This is a genomic window from Bradyrhizobium sp. USDA 4452 (assembly GCF_054063575.1).
The window spans coordinates 5,346,791-5,372,266 of the sequence record NZ_JBSSGK010000001.1 but is presented as its reverse complement, the minus strand read 5'-3'; the positions used below and the strand labels follow the sequence as shown (position 1 = coordinate 5,372,266).

The 25,476-nt window shown below is 64.7% G+C and carries 21 protein-coding genes and 1 pseudogene; 12 read left to right on the top strand and 10 right to left on the bottom strand.

Annotation, left to right across the window (positions count from 1 at the left end; all coding sequences use genetic code 11):
* Positions 1-155 precede the first annotated feature (155 nt).
* Both ACVISU_RS25635 and ACVISU_RS25630 read left to right on the top strand, forming a co-directional pair.
* Positions 156-1,535: a leucyl aminopeptidase family protein gene (locus tag ACVISU_RS25635; protein WP_456708744.1), complete on the top strand. Its 1,380-nt coding sequence runs from the start codon at positions 156-158 to the stop codon at positions 1,533-1,535.
* Positions 1,528-2,370: a C40 family peptidase gene (locus tag ACVISU_RS25630; RefSeq protein ID WP_456708743.1), complete on the top strand. Its 843-nt coding sequence runs from the start codon at positions 1,528-1,530 to the stop codon at positions 2,368-2,370. Before ACVISU_RS25635 ends, ACVISU_RS25630 begins: the two co-directional genes overlap by 8 nt.
* 116 nt (positions 2,371-2,486) lie before the next feature.
* On the opposite strand, the gene ACVISU_RS25625 is transcribed toward ACVISU_RS25630, so the two are convergent.
* The 6 genes and pseudogenes from ACVISU_RS25625 to ACVISU_RS25600 form a co-directional block, all read right to left on the bottom strand.
* On the bottom strand, positions 2,487-4,112 hold the full coding sequence (locus tag ACVISU_RS25625; protein WP_456708742.1) for an ABC transporter ATP-binding protein: 1,626 nt from the start codon (positions 4,110-4,112) through the stop codon (positions 2,487-2,489).
* 3 nt (positions 4,113-4,115) lie between these two features.
* A complete protein-coding gene (locus tag ACVISU_RS25620; RefSeq protein ID WP_456708741.1) occupies positions 4,116-5,300 on the bottom strand; it encodes an ABC transporter permease in 1,185 nt (394 codons plus the stop codon).
* Positions 5,300-6,409 carry a microcin C ABC transporter permease YejB gene (locus ACVISU_RS25615; protein ID WP_050402171.1) on the bottom strand — a complete coding sequence of 370 codons (1,110 nt, stop codon included), beginning with the start codon at positions 6,407-6,409 and terminating at the stop codon, positions 5,300-5,302. Before ACVISU_RS25615 ends, ACVISU_RS25620 begins: the two co-directional genes overlap by 1 nt.
* A gap of 3 nt (positions 6,410-6,412) precedes the next feature.
* A complete protein-coding gene (locus ACVISU_RS25610) occupies positions 6,413-8,284 on the bottom strand; it encodes an extracellular solute-binding protein (RefSeq protein ID WP_456708740.1) in 1,872 nt (623 codons plus the stop codon).
* Between the two features lie 17 nt (positions 8,285-8,301).
* Positions 8,302-10,206, bottom strand: coding sequence for an extracellular solute-binding protein (locus tag ACVISU_RS25605; RefSeq protein WP_050406346.1), 1,905 nt, complete (start codon positions 10,204-10,206; stop codon positions 8,302-8,304).
* A gap of 246 nt (positions 10,207-10,452) precedes the next feature.
* Positions 10,453-11,002 (bottom strand): annotated as a pseudogene (locus tag ACVISU_RS25600) (c-type cytochrome).
* Positions 11,003-11,201: 199 nt separating this feature from the next.
* Here ACVISU_RS25600 and ACVISU_RS25595 point away from each other — a divergent pair.
* Positions 11,202-11,942 (top strand): 3-deoxy-manno-octulosonate cytidylyltransferase, encoded by a 741-nt coding sequence (locus ACVISU_RS25595; RefSeq protein WP_050406344.1) that lies wholly within the window; start codon positions 11,202-11,204, stop codon positions 11,940-11,942.
* 33 nt (positions 11,943-11,975) lie between these two features.
* Positions 11,976-12,836, top strand: a complete 861-nt coding sequence (locus tag ACVISU_RS25590; protein ID WP_050406343.1) for a prephenate dehydratase — start codon at positions 11,976-11,978, stop codon at positions 12,834-12,836.
* A gap of 119 nt (positions 12,837-12,955) precedes the next feature.
* Here the strand turns inward: ACVISU_RS25590 and ACVISU_RS25585 are convergent, their stop codons facing one another.
* A complete protein-coding gene (locus tag ACVISU_RS25585) occupies positions 12,956-13,975 on the bottom strand; it encodes an LLM class flavin-dependent oxidoreductase (RefSeq protein WP_456708739.1) in 1,020 nt (339 codons plus the stop codon).
* 389 nt (positions 13,976-14,364) lie between these two features.
* Between ACVISU_RS25585 and metF the strand changes: the two genes are divergently transcribed.
* The 3 genes from metF (at position 14,365) to maiA (ending at position 19,950) form a co-directional block, all read left to right on the top strand.
* Positions 14,365-15,279 (top strand): methylenetetrahydrofolate reductase [NAD(P)H], encoded by a 915-nt coding sequence (gene metF, locus ACVISU_RS25580; protein ID WP_050406342.1) that lies wholly within the window; start codon positions 14,365-14,367, stop codon positions 15,277-15,279.
* Positions 15,280-15,294: 15 nt separating this feature from the next.
* Entirely contained in the window at positions 15,295-19,149 is a 3,855-nt protein-coding gene (gene metH / locus ACVISU_RS25575; protein WP_456708738.1) for a methionine synthase, read from the top strand.
* A gap of 141 nt (positions 19,150-19,290) precedes the next feature.
* The gene (maiA, locus tag ACVISU_RS25570; protein WP_456708737.1) at positions 19,291-19,950 is read left to right on the top strand and encodes a maleylacetoacetate isomerase; all 660 of its coding nucleotides are present in this window, start codon (positions 19,291-19,293) and stop codon (positions 19,948-19,950) included.
* Between the two features lie 220 nt (positions 19,951-20,170).
* Here the strand turns inward: maiA and ACVISU_RS25565 are convergent, their stop codons facing one another.
* The 3 genes from ACVISU_RS25565 to ACVISU_RS25555 are packed head-to-tail and all read right to left on the bottom strand — an operon-like array spanning position 20,171 to position 21,679.
* Positions 20,171-20,293 carry a Cj0069 family protein gene (locus ACVISU_RS25565; protein WP_283807360.1) on the bottom strand — a complete coding sequence of 41 codons (123 nt, stop codon included), beginning with the start codon at positions 20,291-20,293 and terminating at the stop codon, positions 20,171-20,173.
* Positions 20,294-20,327: 34 nt separating this feature from the next.
* Positions 20,328-21,395: a nickel/cobalt efflux transporter gene (locus ACVISU_RS25560; RefSeq protein WP_456708736.1), complete on the bottom strand. Its 1,068-nt coding sequence runs from the start codon at positions 21,393-21,395 to the stop codon at positions 20,328-20,330.
* Between the two features lie 5 nt (positions 21,396-21,400).
* Entirely contained in the window at positions 21,401-21,679 is a 279-nt protein-coding gene (locus ACVISU_RS25555) for a metal/formaldehyde-sensitive transcriptional repressor (RefSeq protein WP_456708735.1), read from the bottom strand.
* A 238-nt stretch (positions 21,680-21,917) separates the two neighbouring features.
* Here ACVISU_RS25555 and ACVISU_RS25550 point away from each other — a divergent pair, with 238 nt between their 5' ends.
* The 5 genes from ACVISU_RS25550 (at position 21,918) to chrA (ending at position 25,419) form a co-directional block, all read left to right on the top strand.
* Positions 21,918-22,736 (top strand): chromate resistance protein ChrB domain-containing protein, encoded by an 819-nt coding sequence (locus tag ACVISU_RS25550; protein ID WP_456708734.1) that lies wholly within the window; start codon positions 21,918-21,920, stop codon positions 22,734-22,736.
* Between the two features lie 80 nt (positions 22,737-22,816).
* Positions 22,817-23,050, top strand: a complete 234-nt coding sequence (locus ACVISU_RS25545; RefSeq protein WP_050406337.1) for a PepSY domain-containing protein — start codon at positions 22,817-22,819, stop codon at positions 23,048-23,050.
* A 51-nt stretch (positions 23,051-23,101) separates the two neighbouring features.
* Positions 23,102-23,434: a hypothetical protein gene (locus ACVISU_RS25540; RefSeq protein ID WP_456708733.1), complete on the top strand. Its 333-nt coding sequence runs from the start codon at positions 23,102-23,104 to the stop codon at positions 23,432-23,434.
* A 44-nt stretch (positions 23,435-23,478) separates the two neighbouring features.
* Positions 23,479-24,198 (top strand): superoxide dismutase, encoded by a 720-nt coding sequence (locus tag ACVISU_RS25535; protein WP_456708732.1) that lies wholly within the window; start codon positions 23,479-23,481, stop codon positions 24,196-24,198.
* 42 nt (positions 24,199-24,240) lie between these two features.
* On the top strand, positions 24,241-25,419 hold the full coding sequence (chrA, locus tag ACVISU_RS25530) for a chromate efflux transporter (RefSeq protein ID WP_456708731.1): 1,179 nt from the start codon (positions 24,241-24,243) through the stop codon (positions 25,417-25,419).
* Positions 25,420-25,476: the final 57 nt, after the last annotated feature.

The following is a 25,476-nucleotide window of genomic DNA, read 5'->3' as shown; positions in this document are numbered from 1 at the left end:
TAGACTGTTAACCCTAACGTCTGGTTAACTGGCGGCCGTCGCAACCGGCGCGCCGGTTCCAATCGCCGCAGGCCGCGTCAACCGCGGGCGCGCTACCATCGACTGCGAAAGCCGTGTTAGTCACCAGCAACGACGCCAAAACAGCCGAGAGCCGCATGCCATCCGTGTTCGAGACCGCACCCACGACCGCCGTCACGCCGATCACCTTCGTCAGCAAGGCAACATGGGATGCGATCCGCAGCGAGTTGCCGGCGCCGGCGCGCCAGTTCGCCGAGGCCAGTGACTTTGCCGCCAAGCCCGGCAAGGCCCTCGCTTTGCCGGCAGCCGATGGCGGCATCGCGCAGGTGCTGTTCGGCCTCGAGGACGCCGACCACAAGGCGCGCGATCCGTTCCGGCCCGGCGTCTTGCCTGGCCTGCTGCCGCCGGGCGTCTACCGCTTTGGCAATGCGCCGCATGACACGCGGCTTGCCGCGCTCGCCTTCGCGCTCGGCTGCTACCGCTTCGGCCGCTATCGCAAGAACAAGAGCCCCGAGGTCCGCCTCGTGCCACCCGATGGCGTCGACACGGCCGAGATCGCGCGGATGGCGGACGCCGCGGCGCTGGCGCGCGACCTCATCAACACGCCGTCCAACGACATGGGCCCGGCCGAGCTCGCCGAGGTGGCGCGCGACCTCGCAGCGCGGTTCGGCGCCGCCTTCAATTGCATCGATGGCGACGAGCTCGCGCAGAATTTCCCGCTGATCCACGCCGTCGGCATGGCCTCGACCCGCGCACCGCGGCTGATCGATCTGAGCTGGGGCGATCCGGCCCATCCGAAGGTGACGCTGGTCGGCAAAGGCGTCTGCTTCGACACCGGCGGGCTCGACCTTAAGCCGTCGAGCGGCATGCTGCTGATGAAGAAGGACATGGGCGGCGCAGCCAACGTGCTGGCGCTGGCCCAGATGGTGATGGACGCGAAGCTCAAGGTGCGGCTGCGCGTGCTGATCCCGGCGGTCGAGAACGCGGTTGCCGGCAACGCGTTCCGCCCGCTCGACATCTTCAAGTCGCGCAAGGGCATCACCGTCGAGATCGGCAACACCGACGCCGAGGGGCGGCTGGTGCTCGCCGACGCGCTGGCGCTGGCCGACGAGGAGACGCCCGACCTGCTGGTCGATCTGGGCACGCTGACCGGCGCGGCGCGCGTGGCGCTGGGCCCGGATCTGCCGCCGTTTTATACCAATGACGAGACGCTCGCCGGCGACGTCGCAGCTTGCGCGAAAAGCGAGAACGATCCGTTGTGGCGGATGCCGCTGTGGCCGGCCTACGATGCCTGGCTCGATTCCAAGACCGCCGACATCACCAACGCACCGTCAGGCGGTTTCGCCGGCTCGATCACCTGCGCGCTGTTCCTGCAGCGCTTCGTCGAGCACGCGCGGAGCTGGCTGCATGTCGATATCTATGGCTGGACGCCGTCGGCAAAGCCCGGCCGTCCCGAAGGCGGCGAATGCCAGGCTGCACGCGCGATCTACAAACTGCTGAGCCAGCGCTATGCATGATGCCAGACTGACGCCGGCCCGCGCCGACCTCGCCGCGAAATATCTCGAGGGCAAGGTCAAGGCTGCGCGCTTCGTCGACGGCGAGGCGCGCGAGGTCGGCGACGCGATCGCGCCGCTACGGCGGGCGCCGGCGGCCGATGCCGAACAGATGACGCAGGCCCTCAGGGGTGAACGCGTCACCGTGTACGACCGCAACGGCGAAGGCTGGGCCTGGGGCCAGCTCGCCGATGACGGCTATGTCGGCTGGATTGCCGAGGCGGCGCTGACGGCGCCTGGCGCTGCCCCGACGCACAAGGTGACGGCGCTGCGCGCGCTGGCGTTTCCGGGACCGTCGATCAAGCTGCCGCCGGTCGAGGCGCTGGCGATGGGGACCAGGCTGGCAATCGCCCGCGAGGACGGCGCCTTCGCGGTGACCCGCGAGGGCTGGCATCTGCCGCGCCAGCATCTCGCGCCGCTCGACGCAATGGCGCCGGATTTCGTCGCGATCGCCGAGCGGTTCGTCGGCACGCCCTATCTCTGGGGCGGCAAGTCGAGCCTCGGCATCGACTGCTCCGGCCTGGTGCAGATCGCGCTGACCGCCGCCGGCACCGGCTGCCCGCGCGACAGCGACATGCAGCAGGACGGGCTCGGCCGCGAACTGACGACAGCGGAATCCAGGCATCTGCAGCGCGGCGACTTGATCTTCTGGAAGGGCCATGTCGCCATCGTGCGTGATACGGCGACGATCGTGCACGCCAATGCGCATCACATGGCGACGGTAGTGGAGAACACGCAGGCTGCGATCGCGCGGATCAAGGCCGCCGGCAACGAGGTCGCCGCAATCAAGCGGCTTTGACCGCGTCATTCCGGAGCGACGCGGAGCGTCGAGCCCGGAATCCATCGAGCCTCCCGCTCCGTGGATGAATGGATCCCGGGCTCTCGCTGCGCGAGCCCCGGATTGACGACAGAGAGCTACGTCGCCACAGCCCCGTCGCCGGCCGCTTCGATGCGGAACGCGGCGGCGAACAGCGCGCGGGTGTAGTTGCTCTTCGGATTCCTGAACAGCTCGGAGGCCGGCCCCTCCTCCTCGACCTTGCCGGACTTCATCACGATGAGATGGCTCGCGAGCGAGGCCACCACGCGCAGATCGTGCGAGATGAACATGTAGGTGAGGTCGCGCTTGCGCTGCAGGTCGCGCAGCAGATCGACCATCTGGGCCTGCAGCAGCATGTCGAGCGCACTGGTCGGCTCGTCCAGCACCACGAAGTTCGGCTCCAGCACGACTGCGCGCGCGATCGAGATGCGCTGGCGCTGGCCACCGGAGAACTCGTGCGGATAGCGGAAGCGCCAGTCGGGATCGAGGCCGACATCCTTCAATGCCTTGATCACCCGCGCCTCGCGCTCCTCGCGCGAGAGCTGCTTCTGATGCACTTCGAGGCCCTCGGCGATGATGTCGGCCACCGACATTCGCGGGCTGAGCGAGCCGAACGGATCCTGGAACACGATCTGCATGTCGCGGCGGAACGGCAGCATCTGCTTGAAGCGCAGGCCCTGAATGTCCTTGCCGAGGAACACGATCGGGCCGTCGGACGAAATCAGCCGGAGCAGCGCGAGCCCGAGCGTGGTCTTGCCGGAGCCGGACTCGCCGACCACGCCGAGCGTTTCGCCCTTGCGCACCGCGACGCTGACGCCATCGACCGCCTTGATGTGGCCGACGGTCGAACGCAGCAACCCGCGCTTGATCGGGAACCAGACCTTGAGATTGTCCGCCGACATCACGACCGGCGCACCCGGCTGCGGCGGCGCCGGATCGGGCTTCGGCTCGGCCGCCAGCAGCGCCTTCGTATAGGCGTGTTTCGGCGCGGTGAAGACCTGCTCGACCGGGCCCTGCTCGACGATCTTGCCGTTGTTCATCACGCAGACCGTGTCGGCGATGCGGCGGACGATGCCGAGGTCGTGGGTGATGAACAGCAGGCTCATGCCGAGTCGGGCGCGGATCTCGGCCAGCAAGGCCAGTATCTGCGCCTGCACGGTGACGTCGAGCGCGGTGGTCGGCTCGTCCGCGATCAAGAGATCGGGCTCGTTGGCGAGCGCCATCGCGATCATCACGCGCTGGCGCTGGCCGCCGGATAGTTGATGCGGATAGCTGTTGAGCCGCGTCTCCGGTTCGGGGATGCCGACCTGGCCTAGCAACTCCAGCGTCCGGGCCCGCGCTGCTGCGCCGCTGATGCCGCTGTGCAGCGACAGGATCTCGCCGATCTGGGCTTCGATGGTGTGGAGCGGATTGAGCGAGGTCATCGGCTCCTGGAAGATGATCGAGATGTCGTTGCCACGAATCCCGCGCATCTCGCTTTCCGACGATCCCAGGAGATCGCGGCCCTTGAATCGGATCGCGCCGGAGGGATGCGAGGCCGCTGGATAGGGCAGCAGCCTCAGTACCGACAGCGCGCTGACTGATTTTCCCGAACCGGACTCGCCGACCAGCGCGGTGCATTCGCCGCGCTTGATCGAGAAGGAAACGCGATCGACCGCGAGCGAGCGGCCGAAGGCGACCGAGAGGTCGCTGACGTCGAGCAGAGGCTGGTTGGTCGCGTCCATGCGTCAGCCCTTCGCGAACGTCTTGCGCGGATCGAAGGCGTCGCGCGCAGCTTCGCCGATGAAGATCAGGAGCGACAGCATGATCGCGACCGAGAAGAAGCCGGTCAGGCCGAGCCATGGCGCCTGCACATTGGCCTTGCCCTGCGACAGCAATTCACCGAGCGAGGGTGAGCCGGGCGGCAGGCCGAAGCCGAGGAAATCCAGCGCCGTCAGCGTCATCACCGAGGACGAGACGATGAAGGGCAGGAACGTCATGGTCGCGACCATGGCGTTCGGCAGCAGATGGCGGAACATGATCTTGCCGTTGGAGACGCCGAGCGCGCGCGCCGCCTGGATGTATTCGAAGTTGCGGCCGCGGAGAAATTCGGCCCGCACTAGGCCAACCAGCGAGACCCACGAGAACAGCAGCAGGATGCCGAGCAGGATGAAAAAGCCCGGCGGCAGCACTGCCGAGATGATCAGCAGCAGATAGAGCGAGGGAATCGCGGTCCAGATTTCGATGAATCGCTGGAAGCCGAGATCGATCCAGCCGCCGAAATAACCCTGCACGCCGCCGGCAGCGATGCCGATGATCGAGGACAGGATGGTCAGCGTCAGGCCGAACAAGACGGAGATGCGGAAGCCGTAGATCAGCCGCGCCACGACGTCGCGGCCCTGATCGTCGGTGCCCAGCCAATTGTATTCGAGGTCGCGGCAGCCGGTCAGGCCCTTGCGCTTCACCACGTCCGCGCACTCTTTTTCGGTCAGCAGCCAGGTCGGCTTCGACGGCACCGCGGTCGGCGGATCGAGGTTGCGGCTGTCGTAGGAGTAGCGGATCGGCGGCCAGATCATGCTGCCGCCCTTGGCCGCGATCTGCTTCTGCAGATAGGGATCGCGATAATCGGCCGCCGTCTCGAAGTCGCCGCCGAACGTCGTCTCGGCGTAAGTGAACACCACCGGCCAGTAGAGATGGCCGTCATACTTGACGACAAGCGGCTTGTCGTTGGCGATGAAATTGGCGAACAGCGACGCCACGAACAGCACGACGAAGATCCAGAACGACCAATAGCCGCGCCGGTTCGCCTTGAAGTTCTGCCAGCGCCGCTGATTGAGCGGCGACGGCGCGAAGGCGTGGCGGGTGGCGGGCACCGACTCGCCGAGCGGCGATTGCGTCGAGGTCTCGACCGGCTGGGGCGCGAGCAGCGTCATCAGACCTCCCGCGCCTCGAAGTCGATCCGCGGATCGATCCACATATAGGCGAGATCGGAGATCAGATTGACCACCAATCCGACCAGCGAGAAGATGAACAGCGTTCCGAACACCACCGGATAGTCGCGGTTCAGCACGCTCTCGAACCCGAGCAGGCCGAGCCCGTCGAGCGAGAAGATGGTCTCGATCAGCAGCGAGCCCGAGAAGAACGCGTGGATGAACGCGCCCGGGAAGCCCGCGATCACGATCAGCATGGCGTTGCGGAAGATGTGCCCGTACAGCACCTGGCGCTCGCTGCAGCCCTTGGCGCGCGCGGTCATCACATATTGCTTGCGGATCTCGTCGAGGAACGAATTCTTGGTGAGCAAGGTCATCGTCGCGAAGGCGCCGAGTGCCATCGACACCAGCGGCAGCGTCAGGTGCCAGAAGTAATCGATGATCTTCCAGTACCAGGGGAATTGCGACCAGCCGTCCGAAGTCAGGCCGCGTAGCGGGAAGATGTTGAGGAACGAGCCGCCGGCGAACAGCACGATCAACAGGATTGCAAACAGGAAGCCCGGAATGGCAAAGCCGATGATGATCACGGCCGAGGTCCAGGTGTCGAACCGCGAACCGTCCTTCACCGCCTTGCGGATGCCGAGCGGGATCGAGATCAAGTAGGTCAGCAGCGTCATCCAGATGCCGAGCGACATCGACACCGGCAGCTTCTCCTTGATCAGCTGGATCACGCTGACGCTGCGGAAATAGCTCTGGCCGAAATCGAAGCGCGCGAAATTCCAGACCATCAGCGCGAATCGCTCCGGCGCCGGCTTGTCAAAGCCGAACTGCACCTCAAGCTTCTTGATGAAATCAGGATCGAGCCCCTGCGCGCCGCGATATTTCGAGTTGATGGCCGCGCCGGCACCCGCACCCTGGCCGCGCTGCGCGCCGAAGTCGCCGCCGCCTCCCGACACGCGCGAGGTGCCGCCAGTGTCGGCGCCATTGATCTGCGCGATCACGCGCTCGACCGGTCCGCCAGGGGCAAACTGCACGACCACGAAAGAGACGAACAGGATGCCGAGCAGCGTCGGCAGCATCAGGAAGATACGTCGGGCGATATAGGCGCTCATCGGCTACTTCGCCTGCTCAAGCTTCGCGGCCTTGGCCGCATCATACCACCAATTCTCCGGCGCGCCGACGCCCTGGGTGTATTTTGCCAGCTTCTCGGTGTGTCCGAACTGATCCCAGTAAGCGATCGGATGCGTGTTGCGGTACCATTGCGGCACCCAGTAACGGCCGGCGCGAAATACGCGGTCGAAGGCGCGGCAGGCGACCGTCAGCTCGTGGCGGCTGTTGGCGCCGATGATCTTCTCGATCAGGGTGTCGATCGCCGGATTGGAAATGCCGGCGAGATTGTAGGAGCCCTTGGTCTTCGCGGCCTGCGACGAGAAAAACGGCCGCATGCTATCGCCCGGCGTCGCCGAGAAGCTGAAGCGCTGCATGGTCATGTCGAAGTCGAAGTCCTCGACGCGGGCGCGGTATTGCACCGCGTCGACCAGGCGGAACGTCGCATCGATGCCGAGCGTGCCGAGGTTCTTGATGTAGGGGCCGTGGTGCGGCTGCAGCGAGGGCTCGTCGTTGAGGAATTCGACCGTAATGGGCTCGCCGTTCGGCAGCACCCGCTTGCCGTCCTTGATGAGACAGCCGGCCTCGTTGAGCAGTTGCACCGCCTTGCGCAGCAGCGCGCGATCCTGACCGGAGCCGTCCGACATCGGCGGCACGAATGGCAGGCCGAACACTTCGTCGGGCACCTGGCCGCGGAACGGCTCGAGCAATGCAAGCTCCTCCGGCGGGGGAGGCCCCTCAGCGACCATGTCCGAGTTCTGGAATGGCGAAACGGTGCGCGCATACGCATCGTACATGATGGTCTTGTTGGTCCACTCGAAGTCGAAGGCGCAGATCAGCGCCTCGCGCACGCGCGGATCCTTGAACTTGTCGCGACGCATGTTAATGAACCAGCCCTGCGCGCCCGACGGCGTGTCGTCGGGCAACGTCTCGCGCTTGACTCGGCCGTCCTTCACCGCAGGGAAATCGTAGCGCGTCGCCCAGACACGCGCGGTAAACTCCTCGCGGAACAGATAGCTCTTCGAGGTGAAGCCCTCGAACGCCACGTCGCGATCGCGATAATATTCATAGCGTACTGTATCGAAATTGTAGCTGCCGCGATTGACCGGAAGATCGGCGCCCCACCAGTCCTTGACGCGATCGTATTCGACGTAGCGGTTGACTTCGAAGCGGCCGACCTTGTAGGGCCCCGAACCAAGCACCGGATCGAGTGTCGATTCCTCGAACGGGCGCGTCGCGTAGTAGGCCTTGGAGAAGATCGGCAGGCTCGCGACATAGAGCGGCACGTCGCGCGCGCGCCCCGCCGCGAAGGTCACCACCACGGTCGCGTCATCGGGCGCCTCGGCCTTGATGAAATCGCGCAGCTGCACCTGGATCAGCGGATGCCCCTTGTCCTTCAGCGTGTTGAGCGAGAAGGCAACGTCTTGCGCGGTCAGCTTTGAGCCGTCATGGAAGCGCGCCTCGGGGCGCATAGTGAAGCGGTAGGTCAGCTTGTCCGGCGAGATCTGCACCGATTTCGCGGCAAAGCCGTACATCGCGTCGGGCTCGTCATTGGCGCGCGACATCAGCGTCGCGAACGTCATGTCCATGCCCTGCGCGCCTTCGCCCTTCAGAACATAGGCGTTGAGCGAATTGAAGGTGTAGTAGGACTGGTTGTAAGCACGTACCCAGGGAATCACCGAGAACGTCCCGCCCTTCGGCGCCTTCACATTGACGTAGTCGAATTGCTGGAAATCTGCCGGGTATTTCAGGTCGCCGAACACCGACATGCCGTGCATCTCGGTGCCGTTGTCGGCCGCCGCCGGGGCAGCGCGCAAGCCTGCAGCACTCAACGCACCGATGCCGAGACCGAGTGCGTGCCGACGGGAGAAGTGCGCCATGCGCGAATCCTTCGATCTTACGAACGCTTGAGCTTGGCCGCCTTGTCGGCGTCGTACCACCAAAGATTTGGGAATCCTGAAACCGCGTATTTCGGCAGCGGATCGGGATGGCTGAAGCGATCCCAATAGACATAGCGCTGCTTGTCGTAATTGAAGTGTGGAACGCAATAGAAGTTCCAGAGCAAGACTCGGTCCAGCGCCTTGGCGGCGGCGATCTGATCGGCGCGGCTGGTCGCGAAGATGATGCGCTCGATGATGGCATCGACGGCCGGATTCTTGATGCCGGGAAGATTGTTCGAGCCCGGACGGTCGGCAGCCTGCGAACCGAAATTGTCGCGCTGTTCGTTGCCGGGCGAGATCGACTGTCCCCACACCTGGGTGACCATCTCGAAATCGAAATCGCGTACCCGGTTCTGGTACTGCACGGTGTCGACAGCGCGCAGGTTGACGGTGATGCCGAGGCGCTCCAGGCTCGGCTTGTAGAACAGCGTGATCCGCTCCATGCCGGAATCGCCGCTGTTGCCGAGTATCTCGACCGTAAACGGCTGGCCCGAAGAATCGACCAGCTTGCGATCGCGGATCTCGAAGCCGGCTTCCTTCAACAGTCGCGTCGCCTCGCGTAGATTGGCGCGCACGTTCTCCGGCGTGCCGCCAACCGGATCCTTGTACGGCGTCGTGAAGACTTCCGGAGGCACCTTGTCGCGCACCGTCTCCAGGATCTCGAGCTCCTTGCCTTCCGGCAGGCCAGTCGCCATCAGGTCGGGGATGCCGTCGAAATAACTTGAATCGCGATGGTACTCGCCGGTCGAGAGCACCCGGTTCATCTCTTCGAAATCGAACGCGTAATTGAAGGCCCGGCGTAGCCTCGGGTCCGCAAATTTCGGGCGCCTCAGGTTGAACACCCAGCCCTGCATCCGGCCTTGATTGCGGACGGTGAAGAGCTCCTTGAGCAGTCGCTTGTCGCGTACCGGCGGAACGTCGTAAGCCGATGCCCATTCCTTGGCGCTGCGCTCATTGTACCAATCGAACCCGTCGGCCTTCAGCGCCTCACGCGCGACGGTGTCGTCGCGGAAATACTCGTAGCGCAGCTCGTCGAAATTGTTCTGTCCGATTGCGATCGGAATATCCTTGCCCCAGTAATCCTTGACGCGCTCGAGCACCACCGACCGTCCGGCGACGAACTCCTTGATCCGGTAGGGTCCCGACCCGAGCGGCGGCTCCAGCGTGCTCGCGGTGATATCGCGCTTCTTGCCCTGCGCGTCGGTGCCCTCCCACCAATGCTTGGGCAGGATGATGAGCTGGCCGGTGATCATCGGTAGCTCGCGGTTGCCCGGGCTGTCGAAGGTGAACTTGACGTCGCGATCGCCGATCTTCTCGGCCTTCGCGATATGCCGGTAATAGGCGCTGAACATCGGACTGTTCGCCTTCAGCGCCTCGAACGAGAAGATCACGTCCTCCGGCGTCACCGGCTTGCCGTCGTGCCAGCGCGAGCCCGGCCGGAGGCGGTAGATCACGTAGGAGAAATCGTCTGGGAAGGCGGCGCCCTCGGCGAGTTCGCCGTAATAGGTATCGGGCTCGTCGAGCGAGGCTTCCATCAGCGAGTCGTAGATGCGGGCGACCGCGGCGGCGACCGTGCCCTTCAAACCCGCAACGACCAGGTTGAAGCTGTCATAGGTACCGGACTGGAACAGCCGCACCACGCCACCCTTCGGCGCGTCCGGCTTGACGTAGTCGTAGCGCTTGAAGTCGGCCGGGTACTTGATTTCGCCATAGGTGGAGAGGCCGTGCCGCCATTTCAGCCCGTTGGGGGCGTCATCGGCCAGTGCCGGCGTGATCGCCGGCAGGCTGGAGTTCAGTCCGAGCGCCGGCGCGAATGCCGCCAGTGCGCTGCCTTGAAGGAGGTGTCGTCGGGTGATCGCCAAATTCGCTCTTCCTGCTTGCGGCCCCGGTTACATGGGACCCAATATAAGGCAACGGTTCGACAGATTACGTTGCTTTTTCCTCATGATATTGGCCCGGGAACAATATTGGTGCGGCGAAACGTCCCGATAGCACCCCCGCGACAGCGGATTCCTCAAGGGATTTCCCAAGCGAAAGAGGATTCCCCATGCGAAAACGGCCAGGCAGTGCCTGGCCGTTTCATCCACATGGTTGCACGAAGCAATTCGTTACTTCGAGGCGGTCGGGAGCGGAGCCGGATGCTCCGAGTTCGAATTCAGATAGGCGATGATGTCGGCGCGCTCGCTGTCCTTCGGCACGCCGGCAAAGCCCATCGCGGTGCCGGGGATGAAGCCCTTCGGGTTGGTCAGGAACTTGTTGAGGTCGTCGAACGACCAATCGCCGCCCTTGCCCTTCATCGCGGCCGAGAAATTGAAGCCACGGCCCTCGCCTTTCTTCTCGCCGACGACACCGTACAGGTTCGGACCGACGCGGTTGGGGCCGCCCTTCTCGAAGGTATGGCAGGCCTGGCACTTCTTGGCGGCCGCGGCGCCCTTCTCCACCGAGGCGGGTCTGCAGCAGCTTCTCGATCGGTTCGGAGGCGGCCGCAGCGGCCTCACCGCCAGCACCATGGGACTCTTCCTTCACCGCGATCTCAAAACCCGGCTTCTCCGGAAGCTTGGCGGAAAACACCGATCCGGCGGCAAAGCTCATCACCAGGACGACGATGCAGGTGCCGAGAACCGCACCGAGGATTTTGTTGAGTTCGAAGGAGTCCATTTGGCTCAGGCTCCGGGCCTTGAATGTCGACTTCAGGCCGGGAATACGGCCGCGGGGAAAGACCTGGGAATCGGCCTTATCGCACCGCCCCAAGCAGGGTTGAGATATCGGTTTGCCCGCGCTCTGGCAACCCGTATAAACGCGCCGAATTCAACCTCCTCCCCGGCAATTTCCGCAGGCCGGACGGGCCCCGACACGAATGACCGATCCCCGTACCTTGGTGCTGATTCCGGCCCGCATGGCCGCGACCCGACTACCCGGAAAACCGCTGCTCGACATCGCAGGCGCACCGATGATCGTTCATGTGCTGCGGCGGGCCGAGGCGGCCGGGATCGGCCGGGTTGCGGTCGCAACCGACACGGCCGAGATCGCAGCCGCAGTTCAGGCTGCGGGCGGCGAGGTGGTGATGACCCGCCCGGACCATCCTTCCGGCTCGGATCGGATCCATGAGGCGATGACGATCCTCGATCCGGACGGCGCTGCCGAGATCGTGGTCAATCTGCAGGGCGATTTCCCGACCATCACCCCCGAGACCATCCAGAGCGTGATGCCGGCGCTGGCCGACCCCACCGTCGACATCTCGACGCTGGCCTCGCGAATCCATACCGAGGAGGAGGATCAGGCTCCCAGCGTCGTCAAGGCGGTCGGCTCGCCGATCGGCGCCGACCGGCTGCGCGCATTGTATTTCACCCGCGCCACGGCACCTCATGGCGACGGCCCACGCTACCACCATATCGGCCTCTACGCCTACCGCCGGGCCGCGCTGGAGCGGTTCGTAGCGTTGCCGCCCTCGCCGCTGGAGCAGCAGGAGAAGCTCGAGCAGCTGCGCGCGCTGGAGGCCGGGATGCGGATCGACATCACCATCGTCGACACCGTCCCACGCGGCGTCGACACCCCGGCCGACCTCGAAACCGCCCGCAGAATACTTTCCAAAGCCTGAGCGGGTGCTAAAAGGCCCGCCAGGAAAGAACCTATGACCAAGAAGCTGAAAATCGCGTTCCAGGGCGAGCCTGGCGCCAATTCCCATATCGCGATCGTCGAGGCCTATCCCGACGCCGAGCCGATGCCCTGCCCGACCTTCGAGGACGCACTGGCGGCGATTTCCTCGGGAGAGGCCGATCTCGGCATGATCCCGATCGAGAACTCGGTCGCCGGCCGCGTCGCCGACATCCATCATTTGCTGCCCGCCTCGGGCCTGTTCATCATCGGCGAATGGTTCCTGCCGATCCGCCACCAGCTGATGGCGGTGAAGGGCACCAAGCTCGCCGACATCAAGAGCGTGGAGAGCCACGTCCACGCGCTCGGCCAATGCCGGCGCATCATCCGCAAGCTGGGCATCCGGCCGATCGTCGCCGGCGACACCGCCGGCAGCGCCCGCGACATCTCCGAGCGCGGCGATAGGAGCGTGGCGGCGATCGCCTCGCGCCTCGCCGCCGATATCTATGGCCTCGACATTCTCGCCGAGGACATCGAGGACGAGGCTCACAACACCACGCGCTTCGTGGTGCTGGCGCGCGAGGCCAAATGGGCCGCACAGGGCTCCGGGCCGCTGGTGACCTCTTTTGTTTTCCGGGTGCGCAATCTGCCCGCCGCGCTCTACAAGGCGCTCGGCGGCTTCGCCACCAACGGCGTCAACATGACCAAGCTCGAAAGCTACATGGTCGACGGCAATTTCTTCGCCACGCAATTCTACGCCGATGTCGACGGCCACCCGAACGATCGCGGGCTGGCTTTCGCGCTCGAGGAACTGAAGTTCTTCTCGCGCGAATTCCGCATCGTCGGCGTCTACCCCGGCCATCCGTTCCGCGCCACGTTCAGCGAAACGCGGGATTAGTAGGCCGAGCGAGCGTAGTCTCCCCACACGTCGTCCCGGCGAAGGCCCGGACCCATACGCCGCAGCGGACGTTGTGGGTGGGACTCGTTGTTCAAGCATCGCGCAACAATCACCATCGATTATGCGGCGGCGCTCCTCTGCAGCCCGAACGCCTCCGCAAGCAGGCTGTAGGACTTCTTCCGCGCTGCGTGATCATAGACTGCAGTGATCACCATCAGCTCGTCCGCCTGGCTCGCCGCGATCAGCGGCTCCAGCTTGGTCATCACGGTCGCCGGGCTGCCGACGAAGAGCCGCCCGCGGTTGCGCGCGATCGAGGCGCGTTCGGCGTCGGTGTAGGGATAGGCCTGAGCTTCCTCAACGCTCGGCAGCGGCAGATACTGGCCGCGGTCGCGGCGCAGCCGATTGAGATCCATCGACATCGCAAGCTGCTCGGCTTCCGAGTCGGTCTCGGCCGCGACCACGGCAACCGCCAGGATCGATTGCGGCGTCGCACGCCAGCCCGACGGCTTGAAATGCGCGCGATAGTTCGTCATCGCCGCAATTGCGTCGTGAGTCGCAAAATGATGCGCGAACGCAAAGCCCATTCCGACCTCGGCAGCGAGCTCGGCGGAATAGTCGCTCGAGCCAAGCAGCCAGATCGGCGGCAGCGGCGAATCATCCGGCATCGCCACCACGTTGTTATAGGGATGGCCGGCCGGGAAATCGCGCGTCTCCCAAAGCGTCAACTCATGCAGCCGCTCGAGGAAGTCGTCGCCCTCGCGGCGATCGAGCCTGCTGCGCAGCGCATAAGCTGTGGCGCCATCGGTGCCGGGCGCGCGGCCGAGGCCAAGATCGATACGGCCGGGAAACAGCGCCTCGAGCATCTTGAACCGCTCGGCGACGACGAGTGGTGCGTGGTTGGGCAGCATCACGCCCCCGGAGCCGACCCGGATATGCTGCGTCACCGCCGCGATCTGCCCGATCATCAGGTCGGGCGCCGGGCTCGCGACCGAGGCGAGGTTGTGGTGCTCGGCAAGCCAATAACGCGTGTAGCCGAGACCATCGACATGGCGCGCCAGGTCGATGCTGTTGCGGAGTGCAGCGGCAGGCCTCGTGCCGGTGGTAACGACGGAGAGGTCGAGGACGGAGAGCGGGATCATGGCCGTCAGCCTAATGTGGCGCCACGAGTCGACAAAGGCCCCGGCCGCGCAGGGCAGTTCCGCACCGGAGGTCCGGCTTGGGGCGACAGCACAATTGGGACATAATACGACGATTATTTGAAGTATCCGGCTGCCCACAATCCATATTGGCAGGCAGTTCACCGTCAGAATCACAATTACGTCATAGATTTCAATTAATTATAAATTTCAAACAACTGCTGTGCTTGGCCCATCACTCGTGCCACGCAGTCGAATCTTGCCGCTTCTTTGCGATAAATGGGCAACTTCCCAAATACGATCGGCTATTTCGGCCCACCGGATTCGCCTATCTTGGGGCCTCGATATCCAGGCCGGACGCCTGCCCTCCAGTTGCGGAGCCCTTGCGTATCATGACCGAGACCATTTCCTCCCTGCCGAACGGGCAGCGCGCGCCAAAGACGCCGAAAATCTCCTTCGAGTTCTTCCCGCCGAAGACCGAGGAGATGGAGCGCAATCTCTGGGAGACCATCAATCGCCTGGCGCCGCTGACCCCGAATTTCGTCTCGGTGACCTACGGCGCCGGCGGCTCGACGCGCGAGCGCACCCATTCCACCATCAGCCGCATCCTGCGCGAGACCGACCTGCTGCCGGCCGCGCACCTGACCTGCGTCAGCGCCTCGCGCGGCGAGATCGACGACATCGTCGACCGCTATTATGAGGTTGGCGTCCGCCACATCGTGGCGCTGCGCGGCGATCCGCCCGGAGGCATCGGCACGCCCTACTTCACCCATCCGGACGGCTACCAGAGCTCGGCCGAGCTCGTCGCGGGGATCAAGAAGCGCCACGCCGACATCGAGATCTCGGTGTCCGCCTATCCCGAGAAGCATCCTGAAGCCGCTGACTTCGATGCCGACATCGACACGCTGAAGGCCAAGGTCGACGCCGGCGCGACGCGCGCGATCACCCAGGTGTTCTTCGACAACGACCTCTATCATCGCTACGTCGACCGGGTGCGGGCGCGCGGCATCGAGATTCCGATCGTGCCCGGCATCATGCCGATGCACAATTTCAAGCAGGCCCGCAATTTCGTCACGCGTACCGGCACCAGCGTGCCGGACTGGCTCGCCGAGAAATTCGAGGGCCTCGACAACGACGCCGAGACCCGCAAGCTGGTCGCCGCCACCGTCGCCGCCGGCCAGGTGCAGAAGCTGTTCAAGCACGGCGTCGACACCTTCCACTTCTACACCATGAATCGCGCGGACCTCGTGTTCGCGATCAGCCACCTGCTCGGCATCCGGCCGACCGGTGCCCAAAAAGCTGCCTGACCCAGAAAGCAATCGATGTCCGTTCCGGTTTCCCCCAAGCGTAACGCTTTGCTCGCGGCTGCCCGCGAGCGCATCCTGGTGCTCGACGGCGCCATGGGCACGATGATCCAGGGCCTGCAGTTCGACGAAGCCGCCTTCCGTGGCGAACGCTTCAAGGACTTCCACCGCGACATCAAGGGCAACAACGATCTGTTGATCCTGACCCAGCCCGAGGCGATCACGGACATCCACGCGGCCTATCTGCGTGCCGGCGCCGACATCGTCGCAACCAACACCTTCTCCTCGACCTCGATCGCGCAGGCCGACTACGACATGTCGGACCTCGCTTATGAAATGAACCTGCAGGGCGCGCGGCTGGCGCGTGCCGCCGCGGAGCGCGTGAGCGCCGAGGACGGCAAGCCGCGCTTCGTCGCCGGCGCGCTCGGCCCGACCAACCGCACCGCCTCGATCTCTCCCGACGTCTCCAATCCCGGCTATCGCGCGGTCACTTTCGACGACCTGCGCAAGGCGTACGGCGAGCAGGCCAAGGGCCTGCTCGACGGCGGCGCCGACCTGCTGCTGGTCGAGACCATCTTCGACACCTTGAACGCCAAGGCGGCGTTGTATGCGATCTCCGAGATCATCGAGGAGCGCGGCATCGACGTGCCCGTGATGATTTCCGGCACCATCACCGACAAATCCGGCCGCCTGCTCTCCGGGCAATTGCCGGAGGCGTTCTGGCATTCGGTACGGCACGCCAGGCCGATCACGATCGGCTTCAACTGTGCGCTCGGCGCCGAGGATCTGCGCGCGCACATCGCCGATATCGGCCGCGTCGCCGACACGCTGGTCTGCGCTTACCCCAACGCTGGCCTGCCCAACGAGTTCGGCCAGTACGACGAGACGCCGGACTACATGGCGCGGCTGATCGGCGAGTTCGCCGCCGCCGGCCTCGTCAACATCGTTGGCGGCTGCTGCGGCACCACGCCCGACCATATCGCCGCGATCGCCCGGGCCGTCGCCCCGCACAAGCCGCGCGTGGTGCCCGAGATCGAACCGCGGCTGCGGCTCTCCGGCCTCGAGCCGTTCACGCTGACCGATGCCATTCCCTTCGTGAACGTCGGCGAGCGCACCAACGTCACCGGCTCGGCGCGTTTCCGCAAGCTGATCACCGCAGGCGACTACACGGCCGCGCTTCAGGTCGCACGCGACCAGGTCGAGAACGGCGCCCAGGTCATCGACGTCAACATGGACGAGGGTCTCCTCGACTCCGAGGCGGCGATGGTGACGTTCCTCAACCTCGTCGCCGCCGAGCCCGACATTGCGCGCGTGCCCGTGATGGTCGACTCCTCGAAATTCCACGTCATCGAGGCCGGCCTGAAATGCATCCAGGGCAAGCCGATCGTGAACTCGATCTCGATGAAGGAAGGCGAGGAGAAATTCCTGCACGAGGCAACGATCGCCAAGCGTCACGGCGCCGCCGTGGTGGTGATGGCGTTCGACGAGACCGGCCAGGCCGACACGTTCGCGCGCAAGACCGAGATCTGCAAGCGCGCCTACGACCTGCTGGTCAATCGACTCGACTTCCCGCCCGAGGACATCATCTTCGATCCGAATATATTTGCGATCGCGACCGGCCTCGAGGAGCACAACAATTACGGCGTCGACTTCATCGAGGCGACGCGTTGGATTCGGCAGAACCTGCCGGGCGCGCACATCTCGGGCGGCGTCTCCAACCTCTCGTTCTCGTTCCGCGGCAACGAGCCGGTGCGCGAGGCGATGCATTCGGTGTTCCTGTATCACGCCATCCATGCCGGCATGGACATGGGCATCGTCAATGCCGGACAGATGATCGTCTATGACGACATCGACCTGGAGCTGCGCCAGACCTGCGAGGATGTGATCCTCAACCGCGATCCCGGTGCGTCCGAGCGGCTCTTGGCGCTGGCCGAGAAATTCCGCGGCAAGGAGAAGCAAACCAAGGAGCAGGATCTCGCCTGGCGCGAATGGCCGGTCGAGAAGCGGCTGTCGCACGCCCTGGTGCACGGTATCACCGAATTCATCGAGGCCGACACCGAGGCCGCCCGCCAGAATGCGTCCCGTCCGCTCGACGTCATCGAGGGGCCGCTGATGGCCGGCATGAACGTGGTCGGCGACCTGTTCGGCGACGGCAAGATGTTCCTGCCGCAGGTCGTGAAATCGGCGCGCGTGATGAAGCAGGCGGTCGCCTATCTGATGCCGTTCATGGAGGAGGAGAAGGCGCGCAACCTTGCCAACGGCATCACCGGCGGCCGCAACGCCGCGGGCAAGATCGTGCTCGCCACGGTGAAGGGCGACGTCCACGACATCGGCAAGAACATCGTCGGCATCGTGCTCCAGTGCAACAATTTCGAGGTCATCGATCTCGGCGTCATGGTGCCTGCCAACAAGATCATCGAGACCGCGAAGGCCGAGGGCGCCGACATCATCGGCCTGTCCGGCCTGATCACGCCCTCGCTCGACGAGATGAGCTTCCTCGCCGGCGAACTGGAACGGCAGGGCATGAACGTGCCGCTTTTGATCGGCGGCGCCACCACCAGCCGCGTGCATACCGCCGTCAAGATCGACCCAAACTATCCGGGCGGCCCGGTCGTGCACGTCAATGACGCGAGCCGCGCCGTCGGCGTCGCCTCCTCGCTGCTGTCGGGCGAGAAGAAGCAGGCCTACGCCGCCGAGGTGCGCGCCGAATACGCAAAAATCTCGGCGGCGCATTTCCGCGCCCAGGCCGACAAGAAGCGGCTGAAGCTGAACGACGCTCGCGCCAACAAGGTGGCGATCGACTTTGCGGCGGCGCCGCCGAAGAAGCCGGCCTTCTTCGGGCTGAAGAGCTTCGATGCCTACGACCTCGCGGAGCTGGCTGATTACATCGACTGGACGCCGTTCTTCCAGACCTGGGAATTGACCGGCCGCTTCCCGGCGATCCTCGACGATCCCAAGGTTGGTGAAGTCGCGCGCTCGCTCTACGCCGACGCGCGCAAGATGCTCGACACGATCATAAAGGAGAAGTGGTTCACGGCGCGCGCCACCATCGGCTTCTGGCCGGCGAACGCGGTCGGCGACGACATCGAGGTCTATGCCGACGAGACGCGGAAGCAAAAGATCGCGGCCTTCCATACGCTGCGCCAGCAGCTGGAGAAGCGCGAGGGCCGCTTCAACGCCGCTCTGTCGGACTTCGTCGCGCCAAAGGAGACCGGCGTGCCTGACTATATCGGCGGCTTCGTCGTCACGGCGGGAATCGGCGAGGATGCGGTCGCTGACCGTTTCAAGAACGCCAATGACGACTACTCCTCGATCCTGTGCAAGGCGCTGGCCGATCGTCTCGCCGAAGCCTTCGCCGAGCGCATGCACCAGCGCGTGCGCAAGGAGTTCTGGGGCTATGCGCCCGACGAGGCGTGGTCGGCGGACGAATTGATCCTCGAGAAATATGACGGCATCCGCCCCGCGCCCGGCTATCCGGCGCAGCCCGACCACACCGAGAAGCGAACGCTGTTCGCGCTGCTCGATGCCGAGAACACCGCCGGCGTGAAACTGACCGAGAGCTTTGCGATGTGGCCGGGCTCGTCGGTCTCGGGCCTGTATTTCTCGCATCCCGAGAGCTTCTATTTCGGCGTCGGCAAGATCGAGCGCGACCAGGTCGAGGACTATGCCGCGCGCAAGGCCATGACGGTCGCCGAGGTCGAGCGCTGGCTCGCGCCGGTGTTGAACTACATCCCCTCGCAGGACGGTGCCAAGGGATCGGCGATCGCGCCGGCCGCAACGCCCGCCAATGACGAGGAACTGGCCTCGCATCCGCAGGGCTGCACCTGTGCCGTGCACCTCGCCTGGCGCAAGAAGAAGGTAGGCGCGGGGTAAGCCTCGCCAAGACTTGTCATCGCCGGGCTTGACCCGGCGATCCCTCTTCAACGACATTCCTCCAGTCGACGGATGCCCGGGTCATCTGCACGAAGACGCGCTTCGCGCTCTTGCCCGGGCATGACGCAAGGAGTTCGCCCCATGCAGTTCTTCTCCTTCTGGCGATCGCTGGCGAGCTTTCGGGTGCGGATCGCGCTCAACCTCAAGGGCGTGCCGGCCGAGGTGGCGTTCGTCGACATCGATGCGGACGCGCATCGCACTGACGCCTATCGCAAGATCAATCCGCAGATGGCGCTGCCGGCGCTGGTGACCGACGACGGCACGGCGCTGTTCCAGTCGCTCGCGATCATCGACTATCTCGACGAGACATTTCCGACCCCGCCGCTGCTGCCATCAGATGCGCTCGGCCGCGCCCGGGTGCGCGGGCTGGCGCTGATCGTCGCCTGCGAGGGCCATCCGCTGCTGACCCCGCGGGTACGCCGCTATCTCGACCGCGAGCTCGATCTGCGCGACAGCCAGCAGAACGCGTGGCGGCGGCACTGGACGGTCGAGACGCTCGCGGCGCTCGAGGGCCACCTCGCCGGCCACAAGGCGACCGGCCAGTTTTGTCACGGCGATGCGCCGACCCTCGCCGACATCTGCCTGGTCGGCCATGTCACGGCGGCGATCAATCAGCAGATCAGCCTGTCGCCCTGGCCGACCGTGAAGCGGATTCACGACGCCGCCATGGCGCTGCCGGCGTTTGCGAAAGCGCATCCCTCCGCACAGCCGGATACGCCGGAGGCGATGCGGGCGAAGTGAGCTGTCGTCCCTGCGAAAGCAGCGACCCATACTCCGCAGCAGACGTTGTGAACGGGACTCGTCGTTCCAGCATCCTTCAACAATGAGCATTCGTGGTTACGGGTCCCCTGCTTTCACAGGGACGACACCACATCTGTTGCTCCATCAGTGCGTCGCACTTCCGCATCTCGCGACATGAATTGGCCAAGAGATGGACTCCGGGCTCGCGCTAGAGGGCGCGCTAGGTGTCGGCACCATCGGTATCGCGCGGACAATAGAGGAAGTCGGCATCCCAGATCACCGGCAGCGATGCTTCATCGATCGTCAGCGTCGCCATCAGTTGCGGAATCCATTCTTCGCCCATCAGCCGCCGCGCAGGTTTCAAGATGGACGTGGGATCACGCCGTGATACCGTGCAGCCCCAACCAGCCGGTATAGAGGCCAACGAGCACGATCAGCGCGGCCGACACATAGGGCGCGCGTTGCGCAAACCGACTGAACCCTCCCCAGTGACGCTCGACATGGCGCAGACTGAGCGCGGCCACAACACCAGCGGAGACCATGGTGATCGCAAGCCCGATGCCGAAGCAGAGCACCAGCACGAAGCCGAGGCTGAACTGCTTGAGCTGAAGGCAGAGCAGCAGCACGGTGATCGCCGCCGGACACGGAATGAGACCGCCGGTCAGGCCGAACAGAATGATCTGCCAGGTCGTGACGGTGCGTCCGGCAAAGCGATTGCGGATGTCGGCGGCGTGAGCGCGCGCATGCGCGTCTTCCGCGTCGCCGAGGTCCATGTGCGCGTGGTCGTGCTCCTCGAACAGCACTTCCGCAATGTCCGCCCGCAGCGACACACGTGCCTTGAAGGCATGCGGCTCCGGGATTTCATCGACGCTTTCCAGATAGCCACCCCGATCGGCGAAGCGAAAGCGCTGCTCGCTGCCGTCGGGACGGATGGTCAAGACGTCGACCTCGCCGGCCGCCGGGAGCGTCCCGGCCTCGCTACGCAACCGCCAGCGCGGCGGCACGCCATCCTCGAAAACTTCGAGCGACAGCGCCTGCCCGGCGAGGATCAGTTGACGCGTTTCATCGTGGTGGTGATGGTCATGGTCATGGTCGGAATTCTGCTCGCGCCAGGTGCGCCAAGCCATCCAGGCGGCGACCGCGATGATGATCGCCGCCGACACCAGTTGCAACCAGGCTTCGCTGCGTTCGCCGGACCATTGCTGGCCGAAATGCAGCCCCGCCACCGCGATGATCCAGACGATGGCCGTGTGCGAGATGGTCGCCGACAGGCCGAGCAGCACAGCCTGCAGCACCGTGCCGCGGATCGCGACGATGAAGGCCGCCATCATCGTCTTGGAGTGCCCGGGCTCGAGACCATGCAGCGCGCCGAGCAGGATCGCACTGGGGATGAACAGCCATGCATGCGCGCTGCTCTGCTGGAGCAGCTGGGACAGATCGGTCATGTGCTTCACTTCAAATAGGTGCGAACGACGTCGATGAGATCGGCGGCGCCCTGCGCCCGTTCGGGATCCTTTTCCCGGGCAGGGTCGAGCACGTGATGGCGGATATGATCCTCGAGCAGTTCCGCGGTGAGACCGTTGATGGCGCCGCGAACCGAGGCCACCAGCATCAACACGTCGGCGCAGCCGAGCTCGGACTCCAGTGCCCGCTCGACGGCCTCCAGCTGACCCTTGATGCGGCGAACCCGGCCGACGAGCTTGGACTTGTGCTTGATTGTGTGCGACATGCAAATAATATAGGGGGGTACCCTATATTGGTCAACACCGCTTTCTGGTCTTTGCGCCGGGGACAACCGCCAGCGCCGTGTGTTCCTGTCACAATCGGTGAATTCTTGGTGATCTGCCGACGCGGCAGAGCCGGTTGACAGCAAGGCGCATTGCTCTTCTATTGACAGCACGGGGATGTGCGATCTCCCCGCGAGGCGACATGCCCAAGAATCGCGTCCTGTTCACCAAGGACGCATCATGTCATCATACACCTCGATCTCATCCGAAAAACTGTATCGTCTCATCGGCACGGCCAAGGCGCCGGCGCTTGTCGACGTCCGTCTCGATGAGGATTTTTCCAGCGATCCGCGCCTGATTCCGGGCGCGATCCGGCACTCCCATCTCGACGTCCAGGACTGGGCTTCCGGCCTGACCGGCCAGTCCGTGGTCGTGGTCTGCCAGAAGGGACAGAAGCTCAGCGAAGGCACCGCCGCCTGGCTCCGATGCGGCAACATTGCTGCCGAAGTCCTCGAGGGCGGCCATCTCGCCTGGAAGCAGGCGGAGCTTCCGACCGTTCCTGCCGACAGAATTCCGAAACGTGACGGGCGCGGCCGGACCGTCTGGGTGACGCGATCGCGGCCGAAGATCGATCGCATCGCCTGCCCGTGGCTGATCCGCCGCTTCATCGATCCCGCGGCCGTGTTCCTGTTCGTCGCTTCAGCGGAAGTCGAGGCGGTCGCGGAACGATTCGACGCCACGCCGTTCGACATCGAGAACGTGTTCTGGAGCCACCGCGGCGAGCTCTGCACCTTCGACGTGATGGTCACGGAGTTCGGCCTGTCGACGCCCGCACTGGAGCGACTCGCGACCATGGTGCGGGCCGCGGACACCGCCCGGCTCGATCTGTCGCCGGAGGCCCCGGGGCTGCTCGCCGCTTCGCTCGGCCTGTCGCGGATGTTCGACGACGACCTCGAGCAGTTGAGCGCCGGCATGCTGCTCTACGACGCCTTCTATCGCTGGTGCCGCGACGCGACCAGGGAAACGCACAACTGGCCGACCAGCAAGGTGAAGCCGTGAGCGTTGCGATCTTCCGCTTCATCTGAGCAAGCGCGCACCTGAAGAACCTGGGGCAGCACAACACAACCAGGAGAACAGCCATGCAGAAGCGAAGATTCCTCCACCTGATCCTTGCGCTCGCGGTCGCAGGCACCGCCGTGCCCGCCCGCGCCCTGACGCAGGACGAGCTTGTCGCGAAACTTCAGGCTGCCGGCTACGCGAACGTCAGCGACGTCAAGTCGACGGCCGAAGGCACGACGGCGAAGGCGATGAGGAACGGCAAGCCCGTAAAGCTCGTGATCGACAGCAGCGGCCAGGTCAAGGAGCAGGACTGAGGTCCTGCTCCGCCCGAAGCGACCAGAGGCCGAAACAATGGAGCGACGATCATGATGAGAACAACCCTGGCCCTGTGCCTCGCCGCGCTGTGGCCCGGCGCAACGCTTGCAACACCAGCCGATGGTGGCGAGCAGCGTGAAACGGCCGTCGCATTGCAGGCGGCGGCCGTCGATCCGCCGGCAAGCGAGACGCTGCGCGGCGTCGTCGATAGCGTCGACGAACGCAATGACACGCTGCTGATACGCCTGCCTGCGGGCAGAACGGAACCGTTCAAGGTTCAGGACGGCCTGATCTTCAATGCCGTCCGCTTCGGCGACCCCGTCGAAATCTCGGTGCAGACCATCTCGGGATTCCCGACCATCGTCGGGCTCACCAAGCAATAGAGCCGCGATCTGACGCAAGGAACGTTCAACATTGGGAGAAGCCGATGACCATCAACACAGAGCGTCGAAACTTCATCGCAGCGGCTGGCGTAGCCGCAGCATCTGCAACCGTGCTTGGCATCAACCAGGCCGTGGCCGAAACCAATCAGCAGACAGGAGCCAGAGCCATGTCCTATCAGGCAAAGCCGATGCCATTCGATCCAAAATCGATCAGCGGCATCTCGGAGAAGATACTCGTCAGCCACTACGAGAACAACTACGTCGGCGCGGTGAAGCGACTCAACGCGATCGGCACGCAGCTTGCCGAGCTCGACTTCGCCAAGGCCCCGAACTTCGTCATCAACGGCCTGAAGCGCGAGGAGCTGGTCGCGGCGAACTCGATGATCCTGCACGAGGTCTATTTCGACGGGCTCGGCGGCGCGGGCAAGCCGAACGGCGCACTGGCCGAGGCGATCGGGCGCGACTTCGGCAGCCTAGAGCGCTGGCGGACCGAATTCGCCGCCATGGGCAAGGCGGAAGGCGGCGGTTCGGGCTGGGTGATCCTCGCCTACTCGCCCCGCGACAAGCGGCTCGTCAACCAATGGGCGGCCGATCACACGACCACGCTCGCCGGCGGCCGCCCGGTCCTGGTGCTCGATATGTATGAGCACGCCTATCACATGGACTTCGGAGCCGCGGCGGCCCGCTATGTCGACATCTACATGGAAGCCATCCGCTGGGACAACGCGGCCAGACTCTATGAGCAATATTCGAAAGAGGCTTGAGGAGAGGCGCGTGGAACTTCCTTCGAGGGAGATTTTTCAGGAATGACACCAACGTCCTCGCATCCCGGCCGATTGGCGGAACTGGCACGCTATTTCCTGCGCCTGGGCTTTCTCGGCTTCGGCGGCCCGGTCGCGCTCGTCGGGCAGATGGAGCGGGAGCTGGTCGACGGCAAGAAATGGCTGACCAAGGCTGAAATGAAGGAAGCGATTGCCATCTGCCAATCGCTTCCGGGGCCGCTGGCGATCCAGGTCGGCATCTATGTGTCCTGGCTCCGCGGCGGCTTCTGGGGAGCCTGGGTCGGTGGATGGTGCTTCATCCTGCCGAACTTCGTCATCGTGGCGGCTCTCGGCGCGCTGTACGTCTACCTTGGCGATCTCCAGCCGGTCACCGCGATCTTCTACGGCGTCAGCCCCGCCGTGATCGCGCTCATCCTGCACTCCTGCTACCGGCTTGCCAAGCTCGGCATGGAAGACTGGCTGCAATGGGCGATCGCAGCGATTTGCCTGGCGGTCACCGTCATTCTCCAGGCCGAGGTCGCCCTGCTGTTCATCGGCGCGGGCATCGTGGGCATCCTCTATTACGGCAAGCCGTTCAAACGCTCGCCCGCGATCCTGCCAGGAATTGCCATCGTGCCGGTCGCCACAGGTCCGATCGCGCCGGTCGCAAGCACGTCTACGCTCTCCAAGCTGTTGCTGTTCTTCCTCAAGGCCGGCTCGCTGACCTTCGGCAGCGGCCTCGTCATTGTGCCGTTCCTCGAGCAAGGGCTCGTGCAGCAATATGGCTGGCTCGATGAGCGGCAATTCCTCATCGCGGTCGCGATCGGCATGATCAGTCCGGGACCGGTGGTGATCACCGCGACCTTCGTCGGCTACCTCGTGGCGGGATTCTGGGGCTCGCTGGTCTCCACCATCGGCATTTTCCTGCCGTCGTTCCTGCTGGTGCTGATCGTCGCGCCGCTGCTGGCGCGGCATCGCGGCAACGCCAACGTGCAGGGCTTTGTGAAGGGCGCCTATGCGGCGGCGATCGGCACCATCCTCGGCGCCTGCATCCTGCTCGGCAAGATCGCCATCGGCGACTGGCTGACAGCGCTGATCGGCACGATCTCGCTCGCCCTCCTGTTCCGCTGGAAGGTGAGCAATCCGCTCTTGATCGCTGCAACGGCCGTCGTCGGCCTGATCGCCTATCCGTTACTGCAGCCGACCTGGGTGATGGTTCATTAGCCGCCCGTGACATCCCCGGTGCTCTGGTTCAAGCGGCGCGGATGGATTGACCGGGCC